The sequence below is a fragment of the Shimia haliotis genome (assembly GCF_900114415.1).
GTDB lineage: Bacteria > Pseudomonadota > Alphaproteobacteria > Rhodobacterales > Rhodobacteraceae > Shimia > Shimia haliotis.
Genome location: NZ_FOSZ01000006.1, coordinates 224,502 through 248,046, shown reverse-complemented (window position 1 = coordinate 248,046; position 23,545 = coordinate 224,502). Strand labels below are relative to the sequence as shown.

Below are 23,545 nucleotides of genomic sequence, written 5' to 3'. Positions count from 1 at the left end.
TTCTTCGTCGTCAACCTGGTCAACTTTGTTCATGAACACGACCATGGCAGGGATACCAACCTGGCGGCCCAGCAGGATGTGCTCGCGGGTCTGCGGCATCGGGCCGTCAGCTGCGTTCACAACCAGGATCGCGCCGTCCATCTGCGCCGCACCGGTGATCATGTTTTTCACATAGTCAGCGTGGCCGGGGCAGTCGACGTGTGCGTAGTGACGCGCGTCGGTTTCGTATTCAACGTGCGCGGTCGAAATGGTGATGCCGCGGGCTTTTTCTTCAGGCGCGCCGTCGATTTCGTCATACGCTTTGAAGTCACCAAACTGTTTGGTGATCGCTGCGGTCAGAGTGGTTTTACCGTGGTCAACGTGACCAATGGTGCCGATGTTGCAGTGCGGTTTACTGCGCTCAAACTTTTCCTTAGCCATTTCGGGCGCCTTCTACGTTTGGGGGGTCGTCAACGACCCGTTTACCTCTACCGCGCGCGACATATTGTGTTGCGCGCAAAAAATCAAGCAAGCTTTCACTCAGCGCAGTTGATCAACTTTCTTTTTCAGCTCGGCCTGCTCCTGCTTCGTGGTTTTCCAGCAGGTTTTTGCCACATCTTGCGGCACATCATCCACCAGACAGGCGCGATTGTCATAGAGCCAGCGTTCGATTTGGGCGGCGGCGTTATACGTCAGATTCGCCATTTGCTCATCGGCCGACATGGTCATACCCGACCCGATGATCGGTGCGGTATAGCTTTCAAGCACAACAAACTCGCGCGCTTCGTCGTTGAACTTGGCACCTGCTCGGTCATCCCACGCCGTGACCGTGATTATCAACGCCGATTTTGGCGACAACACCAGCGGCACACCGGTCTGCGCCAGAACATATCCGGAGATATTGACGCCAAAGTGGACGGTCCGATCCCCGTCATACCGCCCGAACCGCGCGTCGATCGCGTTTTTCATGGAGGCAATGAATTCGTCTTTGTCCGCGGGACGCGACAGTGGCCCCTTCTGGAACTGGGGAGCCACCACAATGTTGTGACCCAACACAAAATCCCCCAGATCGCGCTTCGGGTCGTTCACGGGCCCGCTCGGGGCGGTGCAAGACACCAGCGCAGCCAGCGCCGCGATACCTACCATCAATCGGATCATACTCGAAGTCCCTCTCGTCTTCTTTGACCGTGGCATAACTCATGGGCTCGGGGCACGCAATCATAGGCTATGCGCGCAACGGTGATCGGCCTACGCTGTGTGTGCGTATTCTCTGGGAAACCCAACAGGAGCCCGTCATGGACCCCGCACCAGCCAATACCGATTCCCGCCCGCCACCGGCGCATGTGCCGCTGGCCACCGAACCACTGGGCATATTGGGATCGCTCAAAGCCGCCCGCAGCAACCTTCTTTCAATATTGCCGGAAATTGCAGTCCGGCAGCCGATGGTGTCGGGGCAAACCGGCATCCGCTGGCACATGATCATGGATCCTGACGCAATCCGGCGTGTGCTGCTGGAAAATGTCGACAACTATCCGAAATCCAAAACCACCAAAAACATTCTGCGTCCTGCCATTGGCGACAGCCTTTTTGTGGCCGAAGGTGCGCATTGGCGCTGGCAGCGCCGCGCGGCGGCTCCGGTGTTCAGCCAACGCAACATGCTGGCTCTCGCGCCGGTGATGAGCGCGGCAGCTGGCAGATCGGCGGATCGCATTGCTACGACAGGCGACCGGCCGACGGATTTTCTGCAAGAAATGGTGCGCACCACGTTTGACGTGATTTCCGACGTCACCTTTTCCGGCGATGGAACATTTGACGCCGAAGCCGTCCACCGCGCAATCGACCTTTATATTGACGAGGCCGCCAAGGTATCGCTGCTCGACATGCTAGGCATTCCTGACTGGGTGCCGCGCCCAGCGCGCCTTTTTACAGGCAAGGCTGTGGGCCAGATGAAGGCCGTAGCAGACGAAGCCATTGAAGCGCGGCGCAATCGTGGACCCGGCGGGGTGCCGGATCTGCTTGACCTCTTGATGGCTGGCGAAGACCCCGAAACCGCCAAGGCCATGAACACGTCGGAGCTGCGCGACAACCTGTTGACCTTTATTGTGGCCGGACACGAGACCACCGCGCTGACGCTGGCGTGGTCTCTTTATCTCTGCGCCTATGATCCCGACGTGCAGGCGCGCGCCCGCGCCGAGGCGCAATCCGTGATGCAGGGCGACACCGCCACCGGCGAAGAAGCTGCCCGTATGCCCCTGATCCGGCAGATCGTGGACGAGGCACTGAGGCTTTACCCCCCTGCTGGCATCCTATCCCGCACAGCACAAGCACCGGACGTCCTGTGTGCCCGCGACATCCGCGCGGGTGATACGGTAATGATCCCCATCTATGCGCTGCATCGCAATCACATGCTCTGGGACAACCCCAACGCATTTGACCCGTCGCGATTTGAAGATCGCAAATCGGTGGAGCGTTATGCCTACCTCCCATTTGGCGATGGCCCGCGCATTTGCATCGGGGCCAGCTTTGCCATTCAGGAAGCGGTGATCATTCTGGCGACTCTTCTGGCACGGTTCCGCTTCGATCTGGTGCAGGGGCGCGATCCTGAACCGGTGATGATCCTTACGCTGCGCCCTGACACAGGAGTTTGGCTGACCGCAAAAGCGCTCTAGTTTGCACCGACGCATTACCGACGTTTTACCGACGCGATGCAGACAATGATATCACGAGCGCCTCCCGCCCCCTTGCGGGGTTGGCCGTGGCTCAAGCCAAAGGCTTGAGCCTTTAAGGTTTCAGGCCAGAAAGAAGCCGTCTTCAATCAAAGAGGTAGGATTTCGGAAAGCCGTAAGGGGCTTTTTTGCCGACGCCGGCACGTTTGCCCAGCCAGTCTGTCAAATCCGGCTCATGGCGCGTTTTGCCACCCATGGACCAGCTCAGGCCCTCTTCCCAGTTGAAGGTTGTGATGTCGCTCAATCCGCCATCAAGCTCCAACGTGCCCTGACGCCCGCGCGCCATATTATATTTCTGAATGCGCACGCCCTTGCCGCGGCCAAGTTCCGGCATCTCGGCAATCGGGAACACAAGAAAACGGCCATTCTTGGAGACCACCGCGACGTGATCGCCGACCACGGGGCGACAAATCTGGGCACGGGTGTCGTCTTTGACATTCAGCACCTGTTTGCCGGTCCGTGTCTGAGCGATAACGTCTTGCTCCGGCACCACAAAGCCGTCACCCGCGCTTGAGGCCACGAGCAGTTTTCGCTCTTTGTCGTGCACGAAAATATCAACAATCTCAGCTTCGTTGGGCAAATCCACCATCAGGCGCAGGGGTTCACCCATGCCGCGCCCTCCAGGCAGATTGGCGGCGCTGAGCGTGTAAAACCGCCCATTGGTGCCAAAGACCAGAAGCCGGTCGGTTGTTTCCGCGTGGAAAGTAAACCGCGGCCCATCGCCGTCCTTGAATTTAAGTTCGCGGGTCAGATCGATATGGCCTGACATCGCACGAATCCAGCCCATTTGCGAACAGACAACCGTGATCGGCTCGCGGTCGATCATCGCCTCAATCGGCACGTCTTCGACTTCGGCGGCTTCGGCAAACTGTGTGCGGCGCGCACCGCCTTCGTAGTCTTTGCCAAAGACCTTCTTGGCCTCTCTGAGTTGGTCGGAAATGCGATCCCACTGCAAGGTCTCGCTATCAAGCAAGTCCTCAAGCCCCGCGCGCTCTGCCATCAGAGCATCCCGTTCACGCACCAGCTCCAACTCTTCCAAACGCCGCAAACTGCGCAGGCGCATGTTGAGAATCGCCTCAGCCTGCACCTCGGTCAACTCGCCGTCGCCCTTCGCAGGCAACGGAGAAACATAGTCGGATTCAGAAGTAGCGCGGGCGTGATCCAGCCCCCAATCTTCGGCCATAAGCGCTTGTTTTGGCGCATCATCATAGCGGATGATGTCGATCACACGATCCAGATTGAGGAAGGCAATGATGAAGCCTTCCAACACCTCAAGCCGGTGGTCGATCTTCTCCATCCGGTGTTTGGAGCGACGGATCAGGACCTCGCGGCGGAAATCCAAGAACGCCCGCAGCACCTCTTTCATCGAACAGACCTTGGGTGTCACGCCGTCGATCAACACGTTCATGTTCAGACTGAACCGCACCTCCAGATCGGAGTTGCGATAAAGCATGTTCATCAGGACTTCGGGGTCCACATTCTTGGATTTTGGCTCCAGCACAAGACGGATATCGTCAGCACTTTCGTCGCGCACATCTCCGAGAATCGGCACTTTTTTGGTCTGGATGACCTCAGCCAGTTTTTCAATCAAACGAGATTTCTGAACCTGATAGGGAATCTCGGTGACAATGATCTGCCACTGCCCGCGGCCCAGATCTTCTTTCTCCCACTTACAACGCAACCGGAACGACCCGCGCCCCGTGCGATAAGCCTGTGCGATGTTTTCTTTGGGCTCAACAATCACACCGCCTGTCGGGAAATCCGGTCCCGGCACATAATTGAGCAATGTGTCGTCGCGCACGTCCGGCGTCTTGATCATATGCAGGCAGGCATCGCACAGCTCAGTGATATTATGGGGCGGAATATTGGTCGCCATGCCCACCGCAATGCCGCTCGCGCCATTGGCCAGCAGATTCGGAAAGGTCGCCGGCAAAACCACGGGCTCGTTCAGCGTGCCGTCGTAGTTTTCCCGAAAATCAACGGCGTTCTCATTGAGTCCATCAAGCATCGCCTCTGCCACAGAGGTCATGCGCGCTTCTGTGTATCGGCTGGCTGCTGGGTTATCGCCGTCAATGTTGCCAAAGTTACCCTGACCATCCACCAGCGGATACCGCACAGCAAAGTCCTGCGCCAAACGCGCCATGGCATCGTAAATCGCTGCGTCGCCATGCGGGTGATAGTTGCCCATCACATCGCCGGAAATCTTGGCAGACTTACGGAACCCCCCCGAAGAGGACAGCTTCAACTCGCGCATGGCATACAGAATCCGCCGATGCACCGGCTTCAGCCCGTCACGGGCGTCCGGCAAAGCGCGATGCATGATCGTGCTCAGCGCATAGGTCAGATACCTGTCGCCAATTGCACGGCGCAGTGGTTCAGTCACGTTCTTTTCGGAGAAATCGTCGTCGATCAGGTCAGTCATGCAAAGGTGATACCCAAGCAGGCGACTCCGGTAAAGCAGATGGATGGGGACAATTTGGGTTTTTTCCCCTCCGAATCGACTCCTGCCCCCGATAATCTGCTAATGTGATGCGTGCCTATTTGAGTGACGTGCCCAGTTTTTCGGAGAATTTATCGTGAACAAGTTTGTTGTTGTCAGTTTGGCGTTCATGGCTTGGGCGTTTTACGAGCTCAGCGGCGGGTCCGACTTTGAGCCGAAATACCGTCGCGATTTAGCAGAGGTTCAATCCCAGAAACCCCTTGTTTCCCCCGAGCCCGCACGCATCACCCCCACACCGATTGAGCCTGTGGTCACTCAGGCCGCTGCTGTCGTTCCCACTGTTCGACGCACACCTGAACCCAAAGTTGAAACCGCGGTTGCGACTCCGGTTGGGTCAACTTCCCTGCACGCGGTTAGCGCCGCCGCAGTGAAGAGTTTTCAAACACCCCTTGGCGGGGCCCCTACTCTTTCCGACGCTTTGACAGATGGCACAGGCGTTGAGGCGCAGCCCATCCTGATCAAACTGGGTGACACAGAAGTGATTCTACCGGAGCCGAAAAAGGACATGCGTATTGTGCGCGGCTCGCGGGTGAACCTACGCGGCGGTCCGGGCACGTCTTTTAGTGTTGTGGGTGTTCTGACCCGCGACCAACAGGTCGAAATCCTACGCGACGAAGGCAAAGGGTGGGTCAAGCTGCGTGACCAAGACACCGGTCGGGTTGGCTGGATGGCCGCAAAAATGCTCACGTCCGCGGAGGAGTGATGCCGCCCTCTCGCTAAAAAGTAAAATAGTCAGGATTGACCATCCCCGTGTTTTTGCTGTAGGTGCTATTCCGACAAAAACACTAGGAACAGCGGTATGATCGTTTGCAGTTGTGAGCGTATCTCGGACAAAGACATTCACGCGGCAATCAATTGGATGCGCGCAGCGGATGACGCGACAATCATCACACCCGGAAAAATCTATCACGCATTGGGCAAAACACCGAGTTGCGGCGGCTGCATGAAGCTTTTTGTTGCCTCGATGCGCTCAAACTCTAATCTGGAAGTGCCAGCCGGATTGCGCGGCCTGCGAGGCACAAAATCCAAAAGGAGTGTGAGTGATGAAGGGCGATCCCAGAGTTATCGAGTATCTGAACAAAGCGTTGCGGGTTGAACTGACCGCTGTGAGCCAGTTCTGGTTGCACTATCGCCTGCAAAAAGACTGGGGATACGGCAAGCTTGCCAAGAAAATGCGTGAAGAAAGCATCGAAGAGATGGAGCACGCCGACAAGCTGATCGACCGGATCATCTTCCTCGAAGGCCACCCGAACCTGCAGACGCTGGACCCGCTCCGTATTGGCGAAAACGTCCGCGAAACATTGGCCTGCGATCTGGATGCGGAAATGGAAGCTGTGGCGCTTTATACGGAGGCGCGCAAGGTCTGTGCCGAGGTTGGCGATTTCGCGTCCATGGGACTTTTTGAGGAGCTGATCAACGACGAGCAGGGCCATATCGATTTTCTCGAAACACAGCTTGAGCTGCACGACACGATTGGCGCCCAGAACTACGGCCAACTCAATGCCGAAAGCGCCGACGAGGCCGACGACTAAATAGCGCCCCAAACGGGCAGCCGGGATATTCATGACCAAGAAAACCATTCTGATCACCGGCTGCTCCACTGGCATCGGCCTTGCCGCCGCGCGCGGATTGCGCGAGCGCGGCTGGCATGTCATCGCGAGTTGCCGACAACAGCGTGACTGTGACCGATTGCGCGCCGAAGGCTTCCTCAGCCCGCTGATTGATTATCGCGACGCAGAGACCATCACCAAAGGCCTTGCCGAAACGCTCGCCGCAACAGGCGGCGCGCTTGATGCTGTTTTTCACAATGGCGCACGCGGCTTGCCCGGTGCGATCGAAGATCTGCCAACCGACGGGTTCCGCGATTTGATGGAAAGCAACCTTTTGGGATGGCACGAACTGACACGGCAAATCTTGCCTGTCATGCGCGCGCAAGGCCACGGCCGGATTGTGTTGAACTCGTCCGTGCTTGGTTATGTGTCTATGCGTTTCCGCGGGGCCTATGTGTCCACCAAACATGCGCTCGAAGGCTGGGCAGACAGTCTCCGCATAGAGCTGCGCGGCGCGCCGATCTCCGTCAGCCTGATCGAACCCGGCCCCGTGACGTCGGCGATGCGCAAAAACAATGCCGCGCAATTTTTTGACTGGATCGATTGGGAAAAATCGGTGCATGCGGATCGATACAGAACCGGCCTCGTGAAACGTTTCAAGACTGAAAAGCAAGGGCTAGACCCGTTTGAACTGCCGGCCCAAGCCGTGGTCGATAAACTGATCCTCGCCATCGAAAGCCCCCGCCCCCGCGCGCGCTACCGTGTCACCAAACCCGCCCATATCATGAACCTTCTCCGCCGCCTTTTGCCAACAAAAGCGCTCGACTGGGTGATCTCCAAAGGCTGACCTGCCGTAGATGACCTTCAAGGGAGTTCAGTTTTGCCCGACAAGGGTCTATCACTGGGCGCGTTCACGAGAGGTAGGAGCAGAATCATGGCCAACGATCCCCTGTTTTGGGTCGCCGCAGTTGCGTGTCTCGGGGTGCTCGTCATCCTGATGATCGGTGTCGGCGGTTTCGCCAAGGGCGGTGAATTCAACCGCAAATACGCCAACAAGCTTATGCGCATGCGATTGGCGGCTCAGTTTATCGCCGTGCTTCTTATTCTAGCGTTTGTGCTTTTCCGGAACGGTGGCTGACATGGTTGTACTGAACAAGATTTACACCCGCACCGGTGACAAAGGGACAACCGCACTGGGCAATGGCGACAGGGTTGCCAAATATGATCCGCGCGTGACGGCCTATGGCACATCAGACGAACTCAACGCCACTCTTGGCGTCGCCAGACTTCACGCGGATGGGCCGCTGGACGCGCAGCTGTCCTACATTCAGAACGACCTCTTTGACCTTGGGGCGGACCTCTGCCGTCCCGACATGGCCAAAGATGCCCAAAGCGAATACCCACCCCTGCGCATGGCCGAAAGTCAGGTCCTTCGTCTTGAAGCAGAAATAGACGCCATGAACGACAAACTGGAACCTCTGCGCAGTTTTATCTTGCCGGGTGGGTCCGCGTTGTCCGCACATCTGCACATCTGCCGCACCGTCGCACGCCGCGCGGAACGCCTTGCGGTGGAACTGTCCCAGGCTGAAGAGGTGAACCCACATGTGGTCACGTACCTCAACCGGCTGTCGGATTGGTTCTTTGTCGCCGCCCGCGTCGCCAATGATGATGGCCGTGCCGACGTGCTCTGGGTGCCCGGAGCGAATCGCTAAACACCTCACGCTGCTCGGTTGCGCTAACAGAAGAGTTTACGCAAATTCCCCTTACGTAACTTTTCTGCACTGCCGCAACATTCTTGCAAGAAACGTAACGTGAAACCCCCATACGTGACGTCGATAAGACCAAACGTGACGATTTTGCTCTGTTTCGAATGCGCGCAAGAATATATCAACGCCGTGAGAGCATTGCTTGAGCCGGACCCCGGCTCTGACATTTTGTAAGGAGTCCAACGCCCATGAAGGTACTTGTGCCTGTCAAGCGCGTGATTGACTACAACGTGAAAGTCCGTGTGAAAGCGGACGGGACCGGTGTCGATCTCGCCAACGTAAAAATGTCGATGAACCCATTCGACGAAATCGCCGTCGAAGAGGCCATCCGCCTGAAAGAGGCCGGTAAGGCAGACGAGGTTATCGCTGTTTCCATCGGTGTGAAGCAAGCTCAGGAAACCCTGCGCACTGCCCTCGCCATGGGCGCCGACCGCGCGATCCTGGTTGTAGCAGCTGACAGCGTCGATCAAGACATCGAGCCGCTGGCGGTTGCTAAGATCCTCGCCAAAATCGTCGAAGAAGAGCAGCCTGGTCTGGTTCTCTGCGGCAAGCAGGCGATCGACAACGACATGAACGCAACCGGTCAGATGCTGTCCGCCCTTCTGGGCTGGTCGCAGGCGACTTTCGCGTCCGAGGTCGACATCGACGGCGATAGCGCTGTTGTGACCCGCGAAGTGGACGGCGGTCTGCAGACCATCAAGGTCGCGACACCGACGATCATCTCCGTGGACCTGCGTTTGAACGAGCCGCGTTATGCGTCCCTGCCGAACATCATGAAGGCGAAGAAAAAGCCGCTGGATGAGAAAACCGCTGCCGACTACGGCGTGGATGTCACCCCGCGTCTTGAGGTTGTCAAAACCTCCGAGCCGTCCGAGCGTGCCGCAGGCATCATGGTTGGCTCCGTAGACGAGCTGGTCGAGAAACTCAAAGAAGCGGGGGCTGTGTAATGGCTGTTCTTCTTCTCGCAGAAGTCAACAACGGCGAACTGGCGATGGACGCCACCGCCAAGGCTGTCACCGCTGCAAAGGCACTGGGTGACGTGACCGTTCTGGCCGCTGGCGCATCTGCCGCCGCAGCTGGCGACGCCGCCGCGAAAATCGACGGTGTGGCCAAGGTTCTGGTTGCCGAAGACGCGTCTCTGGGCCACCGCCTTGCAGAACCGACCGCGGCGCTGATCGTCTCCCTCGCGGGTGACTACAGCCACATCGTGGCGCCAGCGACCACCGACGCCAAGAACGTAATGCCCCGCGTGGCGGCACTTCTGGACGTGATGGTGATGTCTGACGTGACCGCCGTTGTCGACGCCGACACGTTCGAGCGCCCGATCTATGCCGGTAACGCGATCCAGACCGTGAAATCCTCTGACGCGACCAAAGTCATCACCTTCCGTACGTCGACCTTCGACGCGGCAGGCGAAGGCGGCTCCGCATCCGTGGAAACCGTTGGCGCAGCTGACAACCCCGGCCTGTCCGAATGGGTTGAAGACAAGGTTGCCGAAAGCGATCGCCCCGAACTGACTTCGGCTGGCATCGTTGTCTCCGGTGGTCGTGGTGTTGGTTCTGAAGAAGACTTCAAAATCATCGAAGCTCTGGCTGACAAACTGGGCGCCGCCGTTGGCGCGTCCCGCGCCGCGGTTGACTCGGGCTACGCCCCGAACGACTGGCAGGTGGGTCAGACCGGTAAGGTTGTTGCACCTGAACTCTACATCGCAGCAGGTATCTCCGGAGCCATTCAGCACCTTGCAGGTATGAAAGACTCCAAGATCATCGTCGCGATCAACAAAGACGAAGAAGCACCGATCTTCCAGGTTGCTGACTTCGGTCTGGTTGCCGACCTGTTTGAGGCTGTTCCGGCCCTGACCGAGAAACTCGGCTAAGCCAAGCTTCGGATTTAAAATAGCGAAAGGCCCGCCAATTTGGCGGGCCTTTTCGTGTCGGCAGGTGATCCTCAGATCAAACCTTGCAACACCTTTGTCAAAGCCGTGGCTGTTTGCCCGTGTACCGACGGTCCAAGCATGCGCTTGGCGGCGACCTGTTCCATCTCGGAGAAGACCATTTCATCGGTTGATCCTTCGGCCTCATTTGGCGAAACCACCACTTCGACCAGATCATCGACCAGCGGCATCAATTCATCCACCATACTGCGATCAACAAACAAGGGATCCCGTCCTAATTCGGTGGTTGCCGCCTCGTCGTCCGGAGAATGATCCGCGACCCAAAGCAACACCACTTTGCCGCCAATCGTGTTCAAAAGAAGCTTCATGCGCGCACTCCAGGCCATGCGCAGCTCCTCGCGAACCATCGTGTAACGCTCCGGCGCGACTGTCTTAAGGCTTTGCAGCATATGACGGTTGAAATGGAACTCGCTGAAGTCCACCTCGTGAAAGACCATTTGCATCATCTGTGACGCACTAATGAAACGGTCGTTGCGGCGCGGATGGACCTTGTAATAGCGGTTCGACATGTTCTGCGCGCCCATGATCTGCACCACGGTCACATCTGCATGTTGGGTCACACCCAGGACAGCGGGCTCGGCCAGAAAGGCATCAATACCCGCGTTCACACATCCTAGGTTGACACATTCGATACCCAAGCTTCCCTCCACCTGGGACACAAAAGGGGTCGGGATGAATTTCCCATAGGTCTCTGTTCCGCCCACGAAAGCAACATAGGCATCTTCCAGTTTCTTTTTTGGACCACGAAACGCAATCCGGGATTTTCCATAACGGCAGGGTGCATAATCGATCGCACCACCGCCCATTTTCGCAAATGACATATTTTCACCACAACTTTCCTCACCCGCGCCCAGATTCGCGCAAACTGTTTGCCAAATGGCTAATGTGCGAAGTTGCCGCAAATTTTAGAGACCACGCCCCCTTGCGGTTGCCCGAACGGCAGGCATAAGGTCAGGCAACGCGAGAAAAGAGGGGCGTTTCATGGACATCACGTCAATCGGAGTGGTCGGTGCCGGCCAAATGGGCAACGGCATTGCACATGTGATGGCACTGGCAGGTTACGAGGTTCTTCTTAACGACATCAATCAAGATGCTCTGGACGCCGCCGTCGCGCGAATCGACAAAAACCTAGAGCGCCAAGTGAGCCGTGAAAAGGTCTCAGCCGAGGACAAGGCCGCCGCTATGTCGCGCATCTCCACCACGCTCGAGTTGCCCGCGCTGGGCCGCACCGATCTGGTGATTGAAGCCGCCACAGAACGTGAAGAAATCAAGCACCAGATCTTTGACACGCTCAAACCACATTTGGGGCCAGACACGATCCTGACCTCCAACACGTCTTCGATTTCGATAACCCGCTTGGCATCTCGCACCGATCGACCGGAACGCTTTATGGGCTTTCATTTCATGAACCCTGTACCGGTGATGCAACTCGTCGAACTGATCCGCGGGATTGCCACGGACGAGCCGACCTACCAAACCTGTCTGGGCATCGTGAACAAACTGGAAAAAACCGCTGCCAGTGCCGAAGATTTTCCGGCGTTTATCGTGAACCGCATTCTGATCCCGATGATCAACGAGGCTTGCTACACGCTTTATGAAGGTGTCGGCAATGTGGCTTCGATCGACAATGCCATGAAACTCGGTGCGAACCACCCAATGGGTCCGCTTGAGTTGGCCGATTTTATCGGCCTGGATACCTGCCTGGCCATCATGAACGTTCTGCACGACGGTCTTGCCGACACCAAATACCGCCCCTGCCCACTACTGACAAAGTATGTCGAAGCTGGATGGCTCGGTCGCAAGGTCAAACGCGGGTTCTATGATTACCGCGGCGACGTGCCCGTGCCGACGCGCTGACCTGCGCCAAAAGGGGAGCGATTCTCTACCTCGCTCTCTGGGATGTTTTGTTTAAGAAGAAAAGCTTAGGCGCCCTCGCCAAGGTCCAGCGTATGCTGTCGGAGCCACGCCATAAAGCCGCGCGGATCGGAATGTAGGCGTTCCATCTGCTCGTCGGTCAATGGCTTGCCGACCACGGGCTTCTGCGGCTTGTGGCAAGAGCGCACGATTTCGTGCAACAGCAAGCCCTGACGCAGGATCGGAGACAGTTTATTGGCGATCTGATACGCGCGGCTATTGCGCCCCGGATAAAAAATCGGAACCACCCGCGCGCCAGAACGGCGGATCATCTGCGCGGTGAAAACGTTCCATTCCTGCTCGACCGCCGGTCCCCACCACGTTTCCGAGCTCATCACCACACCAGACGGGAACAGCGCGACAACGCCGCCTTCCTTGAGATGGGCCATCGCATTGGCGCGCATCTCAACCATCTTGCGCTGCGCATCGGGATCATGAGGAAACGGCACCGGGATCATAAAGCTCGACGCCGCTTCATCCAGTCCGGTCAGAACCGAACGGGTAAGAATGCGATAGTCCTGACGCACGCGGCCGATCAGATCGGCAAAAATCATGCCGTCCACCATGCCATGCGGGTGGTTGGCCACGACAACAACAGGGCCTTCTGACGGAATGTTCTCGATCTGCTCCTGCGGGGTCGTCAGTTCAATGCCCATAACATTGAGCGCCCCGCGCCAGAAATTCTGGCCGCGGTACTCATCGTTGTTGCGTTCAAACTTGTTCACCATGCGCAGAATACGCGGCTTACCCGTCAGCCACTCGATGGCACGAATGGCAAAAGACGTCCAATTGTCGTCAAACGAGTTGGCATAGGTCAACGTGCGACGGTCATAGATCTGGCCGTTGTCGTCATCTGTCACAGCATTCTTTGCCGTTTGCGGCTCTGGCACAGTATCCACCAAGTCTGTCTTCCTGTTTTTCGCCCCTATCGGGCGTCGTATCTTAGCTGCCTTAGAAGCCTTCGCCAAACTTGTCGGCCACAAGTGCTTCTATAGCATCCGCCAACGCCACCGCGTCAGGCCCGTTGGTAACCACATCCACCGATGTTCCCTTGGAGGCTGCGAGCATCAGCAACCCCATAATACTGTCGCCGCCGGCGCTCAACCCATCCTTTGACACTTCTGCCGAAGCGTCAAAACCTTCGACGACTTCCACCAGCTTGGCAGAAGCGCGCGCGTGCAGGCCTTTTTCGTTCACGATCAGGAGCGTTCTCGCGGTGGTGTCGGTCATAATTTACCCTGTCTGGATATTCTGGGTGTCGATGTATTTGCGCCCTGCTTCGAGCGACAGCTTCACGGCATCGGAAACGTCGAGGTGGCGGCTTTTGGCAAGTTTGATCAACATCGGCAAATTGGCTCCATAAAGGATACGCCGGTTCGCAGGGGCACAGGCCCGCAAGCTCAGGTTGGAAGGGGAGCCGCCAAACATATCCGTAACAATCACCACGCCATCTCCGCTGTCGACAGCATCAGCCGCCGCGCAGATTTCGCCCTGTTTGGCAGTGCGGTCATGTTCCGGCTCAATCGCGATGGCGGTCACGCCGTTCTGCGTGCCCACCACATGCTCCATGGCGGCAAGGTATTCGCCGGCCAAACCACCATGTGCCACGATCACAATTCCGATCACGCTTTGTCTTCCCCATTTGCTGTGCCATCCGGCCCATGTCCCGGCAGCGTCGCGACGCGATTAAGTTCGCGATGTCTAATTGACACCTGCCAGCCCAGTTGCGCAAGAGCGGCGGCAAGGGAATTCGTGACAAAAACCGATCTGTGACGCCCCCCCGTGCATCCAAAGGCAATCATTAGGTGGCTGCGCCCCTCGGAGATATAGGCGGGCAGCAACCCCTCCACCATCTGAGTGAGCGACAAAAAGAAGGGCTTAAAGGCCGGATCAGCCGCCACATACTCCGCAACTTCGAAATCCTCGCCGTCCATCGGACGCAGCTCCGGCTGCCAATGCGGATTGCGCAGGAACCGGCAATCAAAAACCATATCCGCACTTTGCGGCAACCCGCGCTTGTAGCTGAAGGACGTGACGCTTAACGCCAGCGACTGGCCGCCTCTCGGCGCAAATTGTTTTTCGACCGCCGCCCGCAAATCGTGCGGGCTTAACTCGGACGTTTCGATCAAAACGTCCGCCTGGTCTTTCACCGGCGAAAAGAGTTTCAACTCACGCCGAATACCTTCAGCGGGGTCGCCTTCCGGCTCCATCGGATGGCGGCGGCGGGTCTCACTATATCGGCGCGCCAGAACGTCGGCCCGGCAATCCAGATAAAGCAATTCCGGCAGGGCCCCGGGGACGCGTTCCAGCAAATGCAACGCATCTTGCAAGGCCTGAGGCGAGAAATCCCGATTGCGCACATCCAACCCCAAGGCCATTGGGCCCTTGAGGGGATCATCTGACAACAATCGGTCAAGCAAACCGATGGGCAGATTGTCAATGACCTCAAATCCGGAATCTTCCAGCGCCTTGATGGCTGTGGTTCGCCCTGCACCGGATGGGCCGGTAACAAGAACCAGTCGATGGTTTGTCTGAGTGGTAACAGCCGCGCTCACGCGTCTCTCCCTTCGCGCAGGAATTGCAGAATCGCTGCTGCAAAATGCGCAGCATCCACGCGCAGACACAAGGGGAGCGGTTCCCCCAAAATGCGGGTCTCGAGAGGATGCGGCAAACGATCGGTCTCTTTGCGATCCAGATCGACCGCCAATACAACTTCGGCCTCACGCAACGCAGTCGCTTTCAGAATGCCTACTCCACGGGCTTCGATCTTGCCACGGATGCTGTCAGGAGCGCTGGCCCAAAGCCGATTGCCCCTAAGGCGAACCACGGTGCGGTCATCCGCAACCAGCCGCGCCCCAAATCCCATCAACTGCAACGCTAGTGACGACTTTCCCGTCCCAGACGCGCCGGAAATAAGAACCGCGCGGCCCTCAAGGGCCACACAACTTGCGTGCAAATTGGTTTCCAAAGGTGCTGCGGGGCCGCGTGCGCCATCCTCCCCGCGCATCGCCAAAGCTTATACCGGCAGGCCGACCACGAAGCGGGCGCCCAAAGGTTCGGAGGTGATGTCCGCATCTGTCGGACGAATGTTCTCGGCCCAGATCACGCCCCCGTGCGCTTCGACAATCTGTTTTGAGATCGCCAGCCCGAGGCCCGAGTTATTGCCAAAATCGCTTTCGGGGCGATGGGAATAGAACCGGTTGAAGATCTTGTTGAGCGCCTGCTCCGGAATGCCGGGGCCAGTGTCCTCAACCACAACCAAAACACGGTTCTCCCGTTTGCGGGCCCATACTCGGATCGCGTCGCCATCCTCGCAGAAACTAACCGCATTGGTGATCAGGTTCACAAACACCTGCGCCAGCCGCGCCTCGAGCCCATTAACCTCTATCGGAACTTCCGGAAGGTCTGTGACAAACTCGATGCCCTTGCTCTTGGCATCTTCTCCCAGATATTGCGTCAGATTGCCGACCATTTCGAGCAGGTTGAATTGCTCTTCTTCTTCCTTGACCAGCTCACTGTCCAGGCGTGATGCGTTGGAAATGTCGCTGACAAGACGATCCAGGCGCCGCACGTCATGTTCGATCACATCCAGAAGCTTTTCGCGGTGCTCTTCTTTCTTGACCATCCGCAAGGACCCCACCGCCGAGCGCAACGACGCCAGCGGGTTCTTGATCTCATGCGCGACATCCGCCGCAAACTGTTCGTTGCTGTCGATCCGTTCATAGAGCGCGGAAACCATGCCCCGCAACGCGCCGGAAAGACGCCCGATTTCATCGGGACGCGCGGTCAAATCCGGAATACGCACCCGACCTGGATTGACCTTGCGCGTGTCGCTGTCCCGGCCGATTTCCGCTGCAGCCGCCAGATCCGACAACGGATTTGATATGGTCGAGGCCAGCACCATCGACAGACCCACTGACACCACCGTCGCAATCAAGAACATCTGCAAAACGCGTTCGCGTTCAGAGCTCACCATACTGTCCAACTCGCCAGCCGCGCTCACCAGAACTACGGCGCCGACGTCGGTTCCATTCTGCCGTACTGGCACGCCCACCGCAAAAACCGTGTCACCGGTCGCGGCTTCCAATGTTGTCAGGTATTCCCCTTCCGACAGCGCCAATTCTGCGATTTGCCGCAACCGTGCCTCATTGTCACCGGTCTTGGCCAAGCCGGTGCTGTCTGTGCCACCGATGGTTTCCCACAGCTTGTTCAAACTGGAGGTAAGTGGTGTGCCCGCGGGCCGCTCCGCCAGCGCCTGCGCCGCGCTTGATGACGCGGCACCAACTTTCATGCCAACAGCCACCTGCGTGGTGTCAAACACATAGACACTCGTGCCTTCGTTAAGTGGCAACTTCTCCAAAGTACCGCCGACATTCACGCCATCTTCTGTCGCCAGATTGACCGGTGCGCCGGCAGGCATCTGTGCCTCAAACGCCCCCGCAATCAGCCGCGCTTCGGTCATCAGACCCGACGCACGCTGCACCGCGAAACTGTCGCGCGCACTGTTCAGAAACAGAATACCTGCCACGAGAACCAGCAAGGCAATCATGTTGAATGTGATGATCTTGCGCGTCAGTGGAGATTTCGAAAGCGGCAAAAGACGGCGGCGTTCCCGCCGTCCGCGCATTTCCCGCTCGACATTGGCTTCAGGTGCGACCCAATCGTCACCCAAAACAACGTCTCCGTCCCGCCCTTGGGCCATGTCTCGCACGTCGCTCCCTTCGGCTTGCGTCGTCAGTCGTCTTTATTCTTCGTTGTATCTATAGCCAATGCCATAGAGTGTCTCAATCGCAGAGAAATCCGTATCCGCGGTCCGCATCTTCTTGCGCAAGCGTTTGATATGACTGTCGATTGTCCGGTCATCTACATAGACCTGATCGTCATATGCCACGTCCATCAACTGATCACGGCTCTTCACGAAACCCGGTCGTTGCGCCAGCGCCTGCAACAGCAGGAATTCGGTGACGGTCAGAGTCACATCCTGCCCTTTCCAGCTTACGGAATGGCGCAGCGGGTCCATGGTCAGTTCACCGCGTTCCATGATCTTGGTGTCTTCGGTGTCACCGACGATCTCGCCGTCCACCGCTTCCTGACGACGCAGCAGCGCACGAATGCGCTCAACCAGCAGCCGCTGGGAGAAAGGCTTTTTGACGTAGTCGTCCGCCCCCATGCGCAAGCCGAGAACCTCGTCGATTTCATCGTCTTTTGAAGTCAGAAAAATTACCGGCATGCTGGTTTTCTGTCGCAACCGCTGCAACAGATCCATGCCATCCATGCGTGGCATCTTGATATCAAGCACCGCCATATCCGGCAGTTTTTTGTTAAATGCGTCCAGCGCCTGCTGGCCGTCGTTGTAGGTTTCTACCTCAAATCCCTCTGCCTCAAGGGTCATAGAAACGGACGTCAGGATATTCCTGTCGTCATCCACAAGGGCGATCTTGGACATGTGTCAGATCCTTATGCTGCTCGTTTTATTGCCTGTTTTTTGCGCTAGTATGCGCAGTAGGGACTCCGGCAATCAATGCAAAAGTGCGATTCGGGACTTAATTCGAACTCATTTGACGACAAAAGCCCTTCCGAATGACTAATTTGTCTCACTTTTGTTGCGCAAACAGGCACACTTACGCCAATCGGAACTTTTGATTGCGCTAACCTGCATTTGATTGCGCTAACTGCGTCAAAGCCGCCTGTTCATCCTTGGAAACCACATGTTAAGACGCCGTTGTCACACTTTGGAATGATCTTACGCGCAATATTATTTCATTTCGAAGGCTAAAAAGGACCGCCGCCAAAAGTTAGCGGCTACAGGAGTAAGATAATGACATTTGGACGGGTAAACCCGCAGTTCCGCCTCGAAGATCAAGGGATCGAAGGTTTGGGAAATGTCTATTACAACTTTATGGAGCCCGCCCTTATCGAGAACGCGCTGAAGCGCGGCGAGGGCACTCTGGGCAATGGCGGCACCTTTCTGGTGAGCACCGGTGAATTCACCGGCCGTTCGCCCAAAGACAAGTTCACCGTTCGCACCCCCACCACCGAAGACACCATTTGGTGGGACAACAATGCCCCGATGGAAGCAGACGCCTTTGACCGTTTGCACGCCGATATGCTGGAGCATATGAAGGGCCGCGAGTACTTTGTGCAGGACCTGACCGCCGGTGCCGATCCGTCCCACGCCATCAACGTGCGTGTGGTGAATGAACTGGCTTGGCACAATCTCTTCATCCGTCACCTGCTGCGTCGCCCGACCCGTGACGCGCTCGACACGTTTGTGGCCGACTACACCATCATCAACTGCCCGACGTTTAAGGCAGATCCGGCCAAGCACGGCTGCCGCACCGAGACAGTGATTGCCGTGAACATCGACAAAAAGATGATCCTGATCGGCAACACCGAATACGCGGGCGAAAACAAGAAATCCGTCTTTGGCCTGCTGAACTACATCCTGCCGGAAAAAGGCATCATGCCGATGCACTGCTCCGCCAACCACGCCAAAGACAACCCAGTGGATTCCGCTGTGTTCTTCGGCCTCTCTGGCACCGGCAAGACCACACTTTCTGCCGACCCGAACCGCACCCTGATCGGTGACGACGAGCACGGCTGGTCTGATCGTGGCACCTTCAATTTTGAGGGCGGCTGCTACGCCAAGACCATCGGCCTGAACCCCGAAGCGGAACCCGAAATCTACGCCACCACGCAGATGTTCGGCACCGTGATCGAGAACATGGTCTATGACGAAGACACAAAAGAACTGGACTTCGAAGACAGCTCTCTGACCGAAAACATGCGTTGCGCCTATCCGCTGGATTCAATCCCGAACGCGTCGGACAACGGCCTTGGTGGTCACCCCAAGAACATCATCATGCTGACCTGCGACGCCTTTGGCATCCTGCCTCCCATCGCACGTCTGACCCCTGCTCAGGCAGAATACCACTTCCTGTCGGGCTTCACCGCCAAGATGGCTGGCACCGAGCGTGGCGTGACCGAACCGTCCCCGGCCTTCTCGACCTGCTACGGCGCACCTTTCATGCCGCGTCGCCCCGAAGTCTATGGCGCGCTGTTGCGTGAAAAGATCGCTGAATTCGGCACAACCTGCTGGCTGGTCAACACTGGCTGGACCGGCGGCGCCTACGGCACCGGCTCGCGCATGCCGATCAAGGCAACCCGCGCCCTGCTGACCGCGGCGCTCGACGGCTCGCTCAACCACGTTGAGTTCCGCAAAGACGCCAACTTCGGCTTTGAAGTTCCAGTGTCTGTGCCCGGCGTTGACGACAGCCTGCTCGATCCGCGTTCCACTTGGGCTGACAAAGACGCCTATGACGCGCAAGCCGCCAAACTGGTGGGCATGTTTGCCGACAACTTCGAACAATACCTGCCCTACATTGACGCAGACGTGAAAGCCGCCGCGATCGGCTAAGCTAGCAGGCGAAATGAATTCGGAAAGCCTCGACCATGCGTCGGGGCTTTTTCTTTTGAAACGAGCAGCGCGCTCTAGGCCCGCCACTTTGCCTCAGCCAATGGACACAGCAAAACTTCGCGCTTACCCTGATACCATGCTGATCCGCTCCGAAACCCCTTCCGACATTGACGCTATCCGCGCCCTCACCGAAACGGCCTTCGGCCAACCCGACGAAGCCCGCCTCGTCGACCTGTTACGTGCAGATGGCGACGCTGCGATATCCTTTGTGGCAGTGCTAGACGACCAGATCGTCGGTCATGTCCTATTTTCCCCAATGGCCGCCCCCGTCAAAACCCTCGGCCTTGCGCCGGTCTCGGTGGCGCCCACCTATCAGAAACAAGGCATTGGTGCCCAACTCATCCGCCGCGGCCTGTCTCAGGCGCAGCTTGACGGCTGGCAGGCCAGCTTCGTGCTCGGCAACCCCGACTACTATACGCGCTTCGGATATTCGGTGGAGGCTGCAAAAGGGTTTACCAACCAATTCGCAGGCCCCTATTTTATGGCACGCGAACTTGCACCCGACGCACTGAAAACCCCTTTCGCGGTCTCCTACGCACCCGCATTCGACAAACTTTAAGCGGCCCGCACCCCCTTGTGCCACACGGCGCGCAACGCTGGCACACCTTCGGTCAAACGGAACCGGATCAAGTCCGCCTGCAAACCCACCTCAAGCCGCCCGCGATCGTCCAGATTGGTGTATTTCGCGGGCGCCGCCGTCACCGTATGCAATCCCTTGGCCATATCTCCCCATTCCTGCCCCAGCATCACCGCGCCCAACAACAAGGACGAAGGCACATAGTCTGACGACAGGATGTCCAGAAGACCCGACTGTGCCAGCTCCATTGCCGCGACATTGCCGGAATGGCTGCCGCCCCGCACGAGGTTCGGCCCACCCATGATATTGGCAATTCCATGAGCATGATTGGCTTTGGCAGCCTCTACTGTGGTTGGAAATTCCGCCAAGTGGATGCCATAGCCCGCCGAGGTTGCCACCTGCACGGCGGTGGTATCGTCGTGACTTGCCAACACCGCGCCGAACCGTTTTGCGGCCGCCACGGTGGCCTTTTCATGGGCTTCTCCCAATCGGTCATGAAGTCCGACAAGAAACGCCATGTAGTCATCAAAGCCATCCGCATCCATTGCGTATTTGCCACGAACATAGGCTTCAAATTTCGCCAGATCCGTGAATTGCCGCTGCCCGGGCGTATGGTCCATCAGGCTCACAATCCCCACACGGTCCTCTGGCCCGAACTCGGCCAACTCTTCCACAAGGCTTTCCGAACAGGTCTCTGCCCGCAAGTGAATGTGGTGACTGATCCGCAGCCCGCCGCTGTCCCGCATCGACAAGATTTCATCGGCCACCGACCGCGCATATTTGCCGTATTTCTTGTTGGGGTCAGACAGGATCGACCCGACGCGCAGCGCGTCAAATACCGTCGTGATGCCAACGCTCGCCAATTCCGCATCATGTGCCACAATCGCGGCCTGATGCGGCCAATCCACCTTGGGGCGTGGCCGCATATGGCGCTCTAGGTTGTCGGTATGTAGTTCCACAAGCCCTGGGGCCACATAATCGCCGCCGCAATCTTCGGCTCCGACCGGCACATTGCCGCCCTGCCCGATGTCGACAATTGTCCCGTCGCGCACAACGACAGAACCGGTCACGGTCTCATCGGGCAAAACAAGGGTGGCATTTGCAAGGATCATCTCTTGTGTCATGTGAGTGTCACGCATTTTTGGCATTCGCAGTCAAAAGGTTGAAAGAGGCACAATGCAGTTCCGAAGATACGGCATCTACTACACACCACGCCCCGGCCCATTGGCAGAGTTCGGCGCGGCTTGGCTTGGCTGGGATCTGGCGACAGGGAAAACCGTCGCGCACCCTAGTATCGAGGGCTTGCCCTGCGCGGTGTCCGACATCACAGCTACGCCGCGGAAATACGGGCTGCACGGCACGATCAAACCGCCGTTTTTTCTCGCGGACGGGACCAATGCAACGGGCCTGAGTGAGGCTTTTGCCACCCTCTGCACAACGCTTGCCCCGATCACGCTGGACGCTCTCGCGCTCTCGCGCATCGGCAGCTTTGTTGCGCTGACCATCGACGGGGACCAATCGCCGCTTGCCGATCTGGCCGGCAAAGCTGTCCGCGACCTTGACGCATTCCGCGCTCCTGCTTCTGAGGCGGAATTGGCGCGGCGCCGCAAATCCAACCTCACGACGCGTCAGGACGCGCTTCTTGCGCAATGGGGCTACCCCTACGTGATGGAAGAGTTCCGCTTTCACATCACCTTGTCCGGCCGTCTGGGAAAACGCGCCGAGGCGGTCATTGCTGCGCTTGCTCCGCATGTCACCCCGCTGCTGCCGAAGCCCTTTGTCGTCGACAGCCTGACCCTTGTGGGCGAGGATGAGGCTGGCGTGTTCCACGAAATCCATCGTCACACCCTCTCCGGCTGAAGGGCCGCCAAGGCCACTTGTACTGTATCCGCAAGCGCACCGTCATTTGCGACTTCAATCACGTCCGCCCCCGTGGGCCGAGCGCTGTCAGCCTGTGCCAACCGCCCTTCTATTTCTGCCGCCGTCTCGCGCCCCCGCGCCGCCAACCGATGCGCCAGAGTGGCGATCTCCGCCCTCAATGACAGCACGGAAAATGCGTCAAAACACGCACGCGCCTGATCCAGAACACCACGCGACAGGTTCACCAGAACAACCGCTTCCCCGCCCTGATCCTCGACTGCGGCGCGCGGCACACCATAGCGCAACCCATGCGCCGCCCACCAAAGCGCAAACGCACCTTCGGCCACCAGCGCATCAAACTCTGCATCCGTGGCTCCCACCGACTTCTCGCCGCCTGCCCCCGCCTCCCGCGTGATCACCCGCCGCACAAGTCGCACACGCGCATCCGCCTCGGCCATCGCTTCCATCACCGTATCCTTGCCAACGCCCGACGGCCCGACAACCCCAATCACGCGCGTCCCCATCACGCTGCCCCCGCCATCGACGGCGTATAGACCGCCACGTCAATCTCGCGGTCACAAACACGCTCGCGCGCTGCTTCATCGTGGAAAATCCCCACAATCGCCGCGCCCCGCGCCTTGGCCTCCTCAATCAGACTCAACACGGTCTCACGGTTCGTCGCGTCGAGCGACGCTGTCGGCTCATCCAGCAACATTGCCGGATAGCAGTGGGCAAAACCGCGCGCGATGTTCACACGTTGTTGCTCCCCGCCAGAAAACGACGTTGGCGACAGAGACCACAACCGCTCCGGAATATTGAGCCGCGCCAACAAATCACAAGCCCGCGCCCGTGCGGCGCGAGCATCCACCCCCACCGCCAACAATGGTTCCGCCACCACATCAACGGTCGGCACGCGCGGCACCACCCGTAGGAACTGGCTGACATAGCCCAACACCTCGCGCCGCAACGCCAGTATTTCGCGCGGCTCCGCCCGCACGACATCCACACCATTCACAACAATCGATCCGCCTGCGGCCAGATAATTGCCATAGATCATGCGCATCAATGTCGACTTGCCTGCCCCAGACGCACCCGTCAGCGCCACGCATTCGCCCTTTGCCACTGTCAACTCGGCACCCTGCATCACCGGAATAACCACGCCGCCCTGATTGTGCAGCGTAAACGTCTTGCTCAGGTCTCTAATCTCAATCATTCGACTTTCCTTTTGCCGAAAATACCTTC

At 58.0% G+C, this 23,545-nt stretch carries 26 protein-coding genes; 12 read left to right on the top strand and 14 right to left on the bottom strand.

Annotated elements, in window-relative coordinates:
• Together BM069_RS15240 and BM069_RS15235 are read right to left on the bottom strand one after the other, a co-directional pair.
• Positions 1 to 420 (bottom strand): GTP-binding protein (locus BM069_RS15240; protein WP_139216181.1); only part of this gene is annotated, 420 nt, incomplete at its 3' end.
• 99 nt (positions 421 to 519) lie between these two features.
• On the bottom strand, positions 520 to 1,137 hold the full coding sequence (locus tag BM069_RS15235; protein ID WP_093324955.1) for a hypothetical protein: 618 nt from the start codon (positions 1,135 to 1,137) through the stop codon (positions 520 to 522).
• Between the two features lie 137 nt (positions 1,138 to 1,274).
• Here BM069_RS15235 and BM069_RS15230 point away from each other — a divergent pair, with 137 nt between their 5' ends.
• Positions 1,275 to 2,648: a cytochrome P450 gene (locus BM069_RS15230; protein WP_093324954.1), complete on the top strand. Its 1,374-nt coding sequence runs from the start codon at positions 1,275 to 1,277 to the stop codon at positions 2,646 to 2,648.
• Positions 2,649 to 2,790: 142 nt separating this feature from the next.
• Here the strand turns inward: BM069_RS15230 and BM069_RS15225 are convergent, their stop codons facing one another.
• A complete protein-coding gene (locus BM069_RS15225; protein WP_093324952.1) occupies positions 2,791 to 5,127 on the bottom strand; it encodes a DNA topoisomerase IV subunit A in 2,337 nt (778 codons plus the stop codon).
• Between the two features lie 154 nt (positions 5,128 to 5,281).
• Between BM069_RS15225 and BM069_RS15220 the strand changes: the two genes are divergently transcribed.
• The 7 genes from BM069_RS15220 (at position 5,282) to BM069_RS15185 (ending at position 10,397) form a co-directional block, all read left to right on the top strand.
• Complete coding sequence (locus tag BM069_RS15220) at positions 5,282 to 5,908, top strand: SH3 domain-containing protein (protein ID WP_093324951.1); 627 nt, start codon at positions 5,282 to 5,284, stop codon at positions 5,906 to 5,908.
• A 340-nt stretch (positions 5,909 to 6,248) separates the two neighbouring features.
• A complete protein-coding gene (gene bfr, locus BM069_RS15210) occupies positions 6,249 to 6,737 on the top strand; it encodes a bacterioferritin (protein WP_093324948.1) in 489 nt (162 codons plus the stop codon).
• A gap of 31 nt (positions 6,738 to 6,768) precedes the next feature.
• A complete protein-coding gene (locus tag BM069_RS15205; RefSeq protein ID WP_093324946.1) occupies positions 6,769 to 7,602 on the top strand; it encodes an SDR family NAD(P)-dependent oxidoreductase in 834 nt (277 codons plus the stop codon).
• 87 nt (positions 7,603 to 7,689) lie between these two features.
• Positions 7,690 to 7,893: a twin transmembrane helix small protein gene (locus BM069_RS15200; protein ID WP_093324945.1), complete on the top strand. Its 204-nt coding sequence runs from the start codon at positions 7,690 to 7,692 to the stop codon at positions 7,891 to 7,893.
• Position 7,894: 1 nt separating this feature from the next.
• Positions 7,895 to 8,467, top strand: coding sequence for a cob(I)yrinic acid a,c-diamide adenosyltransferase (locus BM069_RS15195; RefSeq protein ID WP_093324943.1), 573 nt, complete (start codon positions 7,895 to 7,897; stop codon positions 8,465 to 8,467).
• 242 nt (positions 8,468 to 8,709) lie between these two features.
• Positions 8,710 to 9,468 carry an electron transfer flavoprotein subunit beta/FixA family protein gene (locus tag BM069_RS15190; RefSeq protein WP_093324942.1) on the top strand — a complete coding sequence of 253 codons (759 nt, stop codon included), beginning with the start codon at positions 8,710 to 8,712 and terminating at the stop codon, positions 9,466 to 9,468.
• The gene (locus BM069_RS15185) at positions 9,468 to 10,397 is read left to right on the top strand and encodes an electron transfer flavoprotein subunit alpha/FixB family protein (RefSeq protein WP_093324940.1); all 930 of its coding nucleotides are present in this window, start codon (positions 9,468 to 9,470) and stop codon (positions 10,395 to 10,397) included. Before BM069_RS15190 ends, BM069_RS15185 begins: the two co-directional genes overlap by 1 nt.
• Before the next feature lie 71 nt (positions 10,398 to 10,468).
• Here the strand turns inward: BM069_RS15185 and BM069_RS15180 are convergent, their stop codons facing one another.
• Positions 10,469 to 11,296, bottom strand: a complete 828-nt coding sequence (locus BM069_RS15180; protein WP_093324938.1) for a DUF6473 family protein — start codon at positions 11,294 to 11,296, stop codon at positions 10,469 to 10,471.
• A gap of 160 nt (positions 11,297 to 11,456) precedes the next feature.
• On the opposite strand from BM069_RS15180, the gene BM069_RS15175 reads away from it, so the two are divergent.
• Entirely contained in the window at positions 11,457 to 12,332 is an 876-nt protein-coding gene (locus BM069_RS15175; RefSeq protein WP_093324936.1) for a 3-hydroxybutyryl-CoA dehydrogenase, read from the top strand.
• 65 nt (positions 12,333 to 12,397) lie between these two features.
• Here the strand turns inward: BM069_RS15175 and BM069_RS15170 are convergent, their stop codons facing one another.
• From BM069_RS15170 to BM069_RS15140, 7 genes are read right to left on the bottom strand one after another with little or no spacing between them, the layout of a single operon-like run.
• The gene (locus BM069_RS15170; RefSeq protein ID WP_093324934.1) at positions 12,398 to 13,291 is read right to left on the bottom strand and encodes a lysophospholipid acyltransferase family protein; all 894 of its coding nucleotides are present in this window, start codon (positions 13,289 to 13,291) and stop codon (positions 12,398 to 12,400) included.
• 49 nt (positions 13,292 to 13,340) lie between these two features.
• Positions 13,341 to 13,619 carry an HPr family phosphocarrier protein gene (locus BM069_RS15165; RefSeq protein WP_093324932.1) on the bottom strand — a complete coding sequence of 93 codons (279 nt, stop codon included), beginning with the start codon at positions 13,617 to 13,619 and terminating at the stop codon, positions 13,341 to 13,343.
• Positions 13,620 to 13,622: 3 nt separating this feature from the next.
• Positions 13,623 to 14,015 carry a PTS sugar transporter subunit IIA gene (locus BM069_RS15160; protein ID WP_093324931.1) on the bottom strand — a complete coding sequence of 131 codons (393 nt, stop codon included), beginning with the start codon at positions 14,013 to 14,015 and terminating at the stop codon, positions 13,623 to 13,625.
• Positions 14,012 to 14,944 (bottom strand): RNase adapter RapZ, encoded by a 933-nt coding sequence (rapZ, locus tag BM069_RS15155; protein WP_093324929.1) that lies wholly within the window; start codon positions 14,942 to 14,944, stop codon positions 14,012 to 14,014. Before rapZ ends, BM069_RS15160 begins: the two co-directional genes overlap by 4 nt.
• Positions 14,941 to 15,396, bottom strand: a complete 456-nt coding sequence (locus BM069_RS15150) for an HPr kinase/phosphorylase (protein WP_093324927.1) — start codon at positions 15,394 to 15,396, stop codon at positions 14,941 to 14,943. Before BM069_RS15150 ends, rapZ begins: the two co-directional genes overlap by 4 nt.
• 9 nt (positions 15,397 to 15,405) lie before the next feature.
• The gene (locus BM069_RS15145) at positions 15,406 to 17,091 is read right to left on the bottom strand and encodes a sensor histidine kinase (protein ID WP_093324925.1); all 1,686 of its coding nucleotides are present in this window, start codon (positions 17,089 to 17,091) and stop codon (positions 15,406 to 15,408) included.
• Between the two features lie 42 nt (positions 17,092 to 17,133).
• Complete coding sequence (locus tag BM069_RS15140) at positions 17,134 to 17,835, bottom strand: response regulator transcription factor (RefSeq protein WP_093324924.1); 702 nt, start codon at positions 17,833 to 17,835, stop codon at positions 17,134 to 17,136.
• 372 nt (positions 17,836 to 18,207) lie between these two features.
• Here BM069_RS15140 and BM069_RS15135 point away from each other — a divergent pair, with 372 nt between their 5' ends.
• Positions 18,208 to 19,806 carry a phosphoenolpyruvate carboxykinase gene (locus tag BM069_RS15135; protein WP_093324922.1) on the top strand — a complete coding sequence of 533 codons (1,599 nt, stop codon included), beginning with the start codon at positions 18,208 to 18,210 and terminating at the stop codon, positions 19,804 to 19,806.
• Positions 19,807 to 19,906: 100 nt separating this feature from the next.
• Positions 19,907 to 20,425 (top strand): GNAT family N-acetyltransferase, encoded by a 519-nt coding sequence (locus tag BM069_RS15130; RefSeq protein WP_212611548.1) that lies wholly within the window; start codon positions 19,907 to 19,909, stop codon positions 20,423 to 20,425.
• Here BM069_RS15130 and BM069_RS15125 read toward each other — a convergent pair.
• Positions 20,422 to 21,567: an alpha-D-ribose 1-methylphosphonate 5-triphosphate diphosphatase gene (locus tag BM069_RS15125; protein WP_093324994.1), complete on the bottom strand. Its 1,146-nt coding sequence runs from the start codon at positions 21,565 to 21,567 to the stop codon at positions 20,422 to 20,424. The genes BM069_RS15130 and BM069_RS15125 overlap by 4 nt on opposite strands.
• 52 nt (positions 21,568 to 21,619) lie before the next feature.
• Between BM069_RS15125 and BM069_RS15120 the strand changes: the two genes are divergently transcribed.
• Entirely contained in the window at positions 21,620 to 22,303 is a 684-nt protein-coding gene (locus BM069_RS15120) for a DUF1045 domain-containing protein (protein WP_093324919.1), read from the top strand.
• On the opposite strand, the gene phnN is transcribed toward BM069_RS15120, so the two are convergent.
• Complete coding sequence (phnN, locus tag BM069_RS15115; protein ID WP_093324918.1) at positions 22,285 to 22,827, bottom strand: phosphonate metabolism protein/1,5-bisphosphokinase (PRPP-forming) PhnN; 543 nt, start codon at positions 22,825 to 22,827, stop codon at positions 22,285 to 22,287. The genes BM069_RS15120 and phnN overlap by 19 nt on opposite strands.
• On the bottom strand, positions 22,827 to 23,516 hold the full coding sequence (gene phnL, locus BM069_RS15110) for a phosphonate C-P lyase system protein PhnL (RefSeq protein WP_093324917.1): 690 nt from the start codon (positions 23,514 to 23,516) through the stop codon (positions 22,827 to 22,829). The genes phnN and phnL overlap by 1 nt, the downstream gene beginning before the upstream one ends.
• Positions 23,517 to 23,545: the final 29 nt, after the last annotated feature.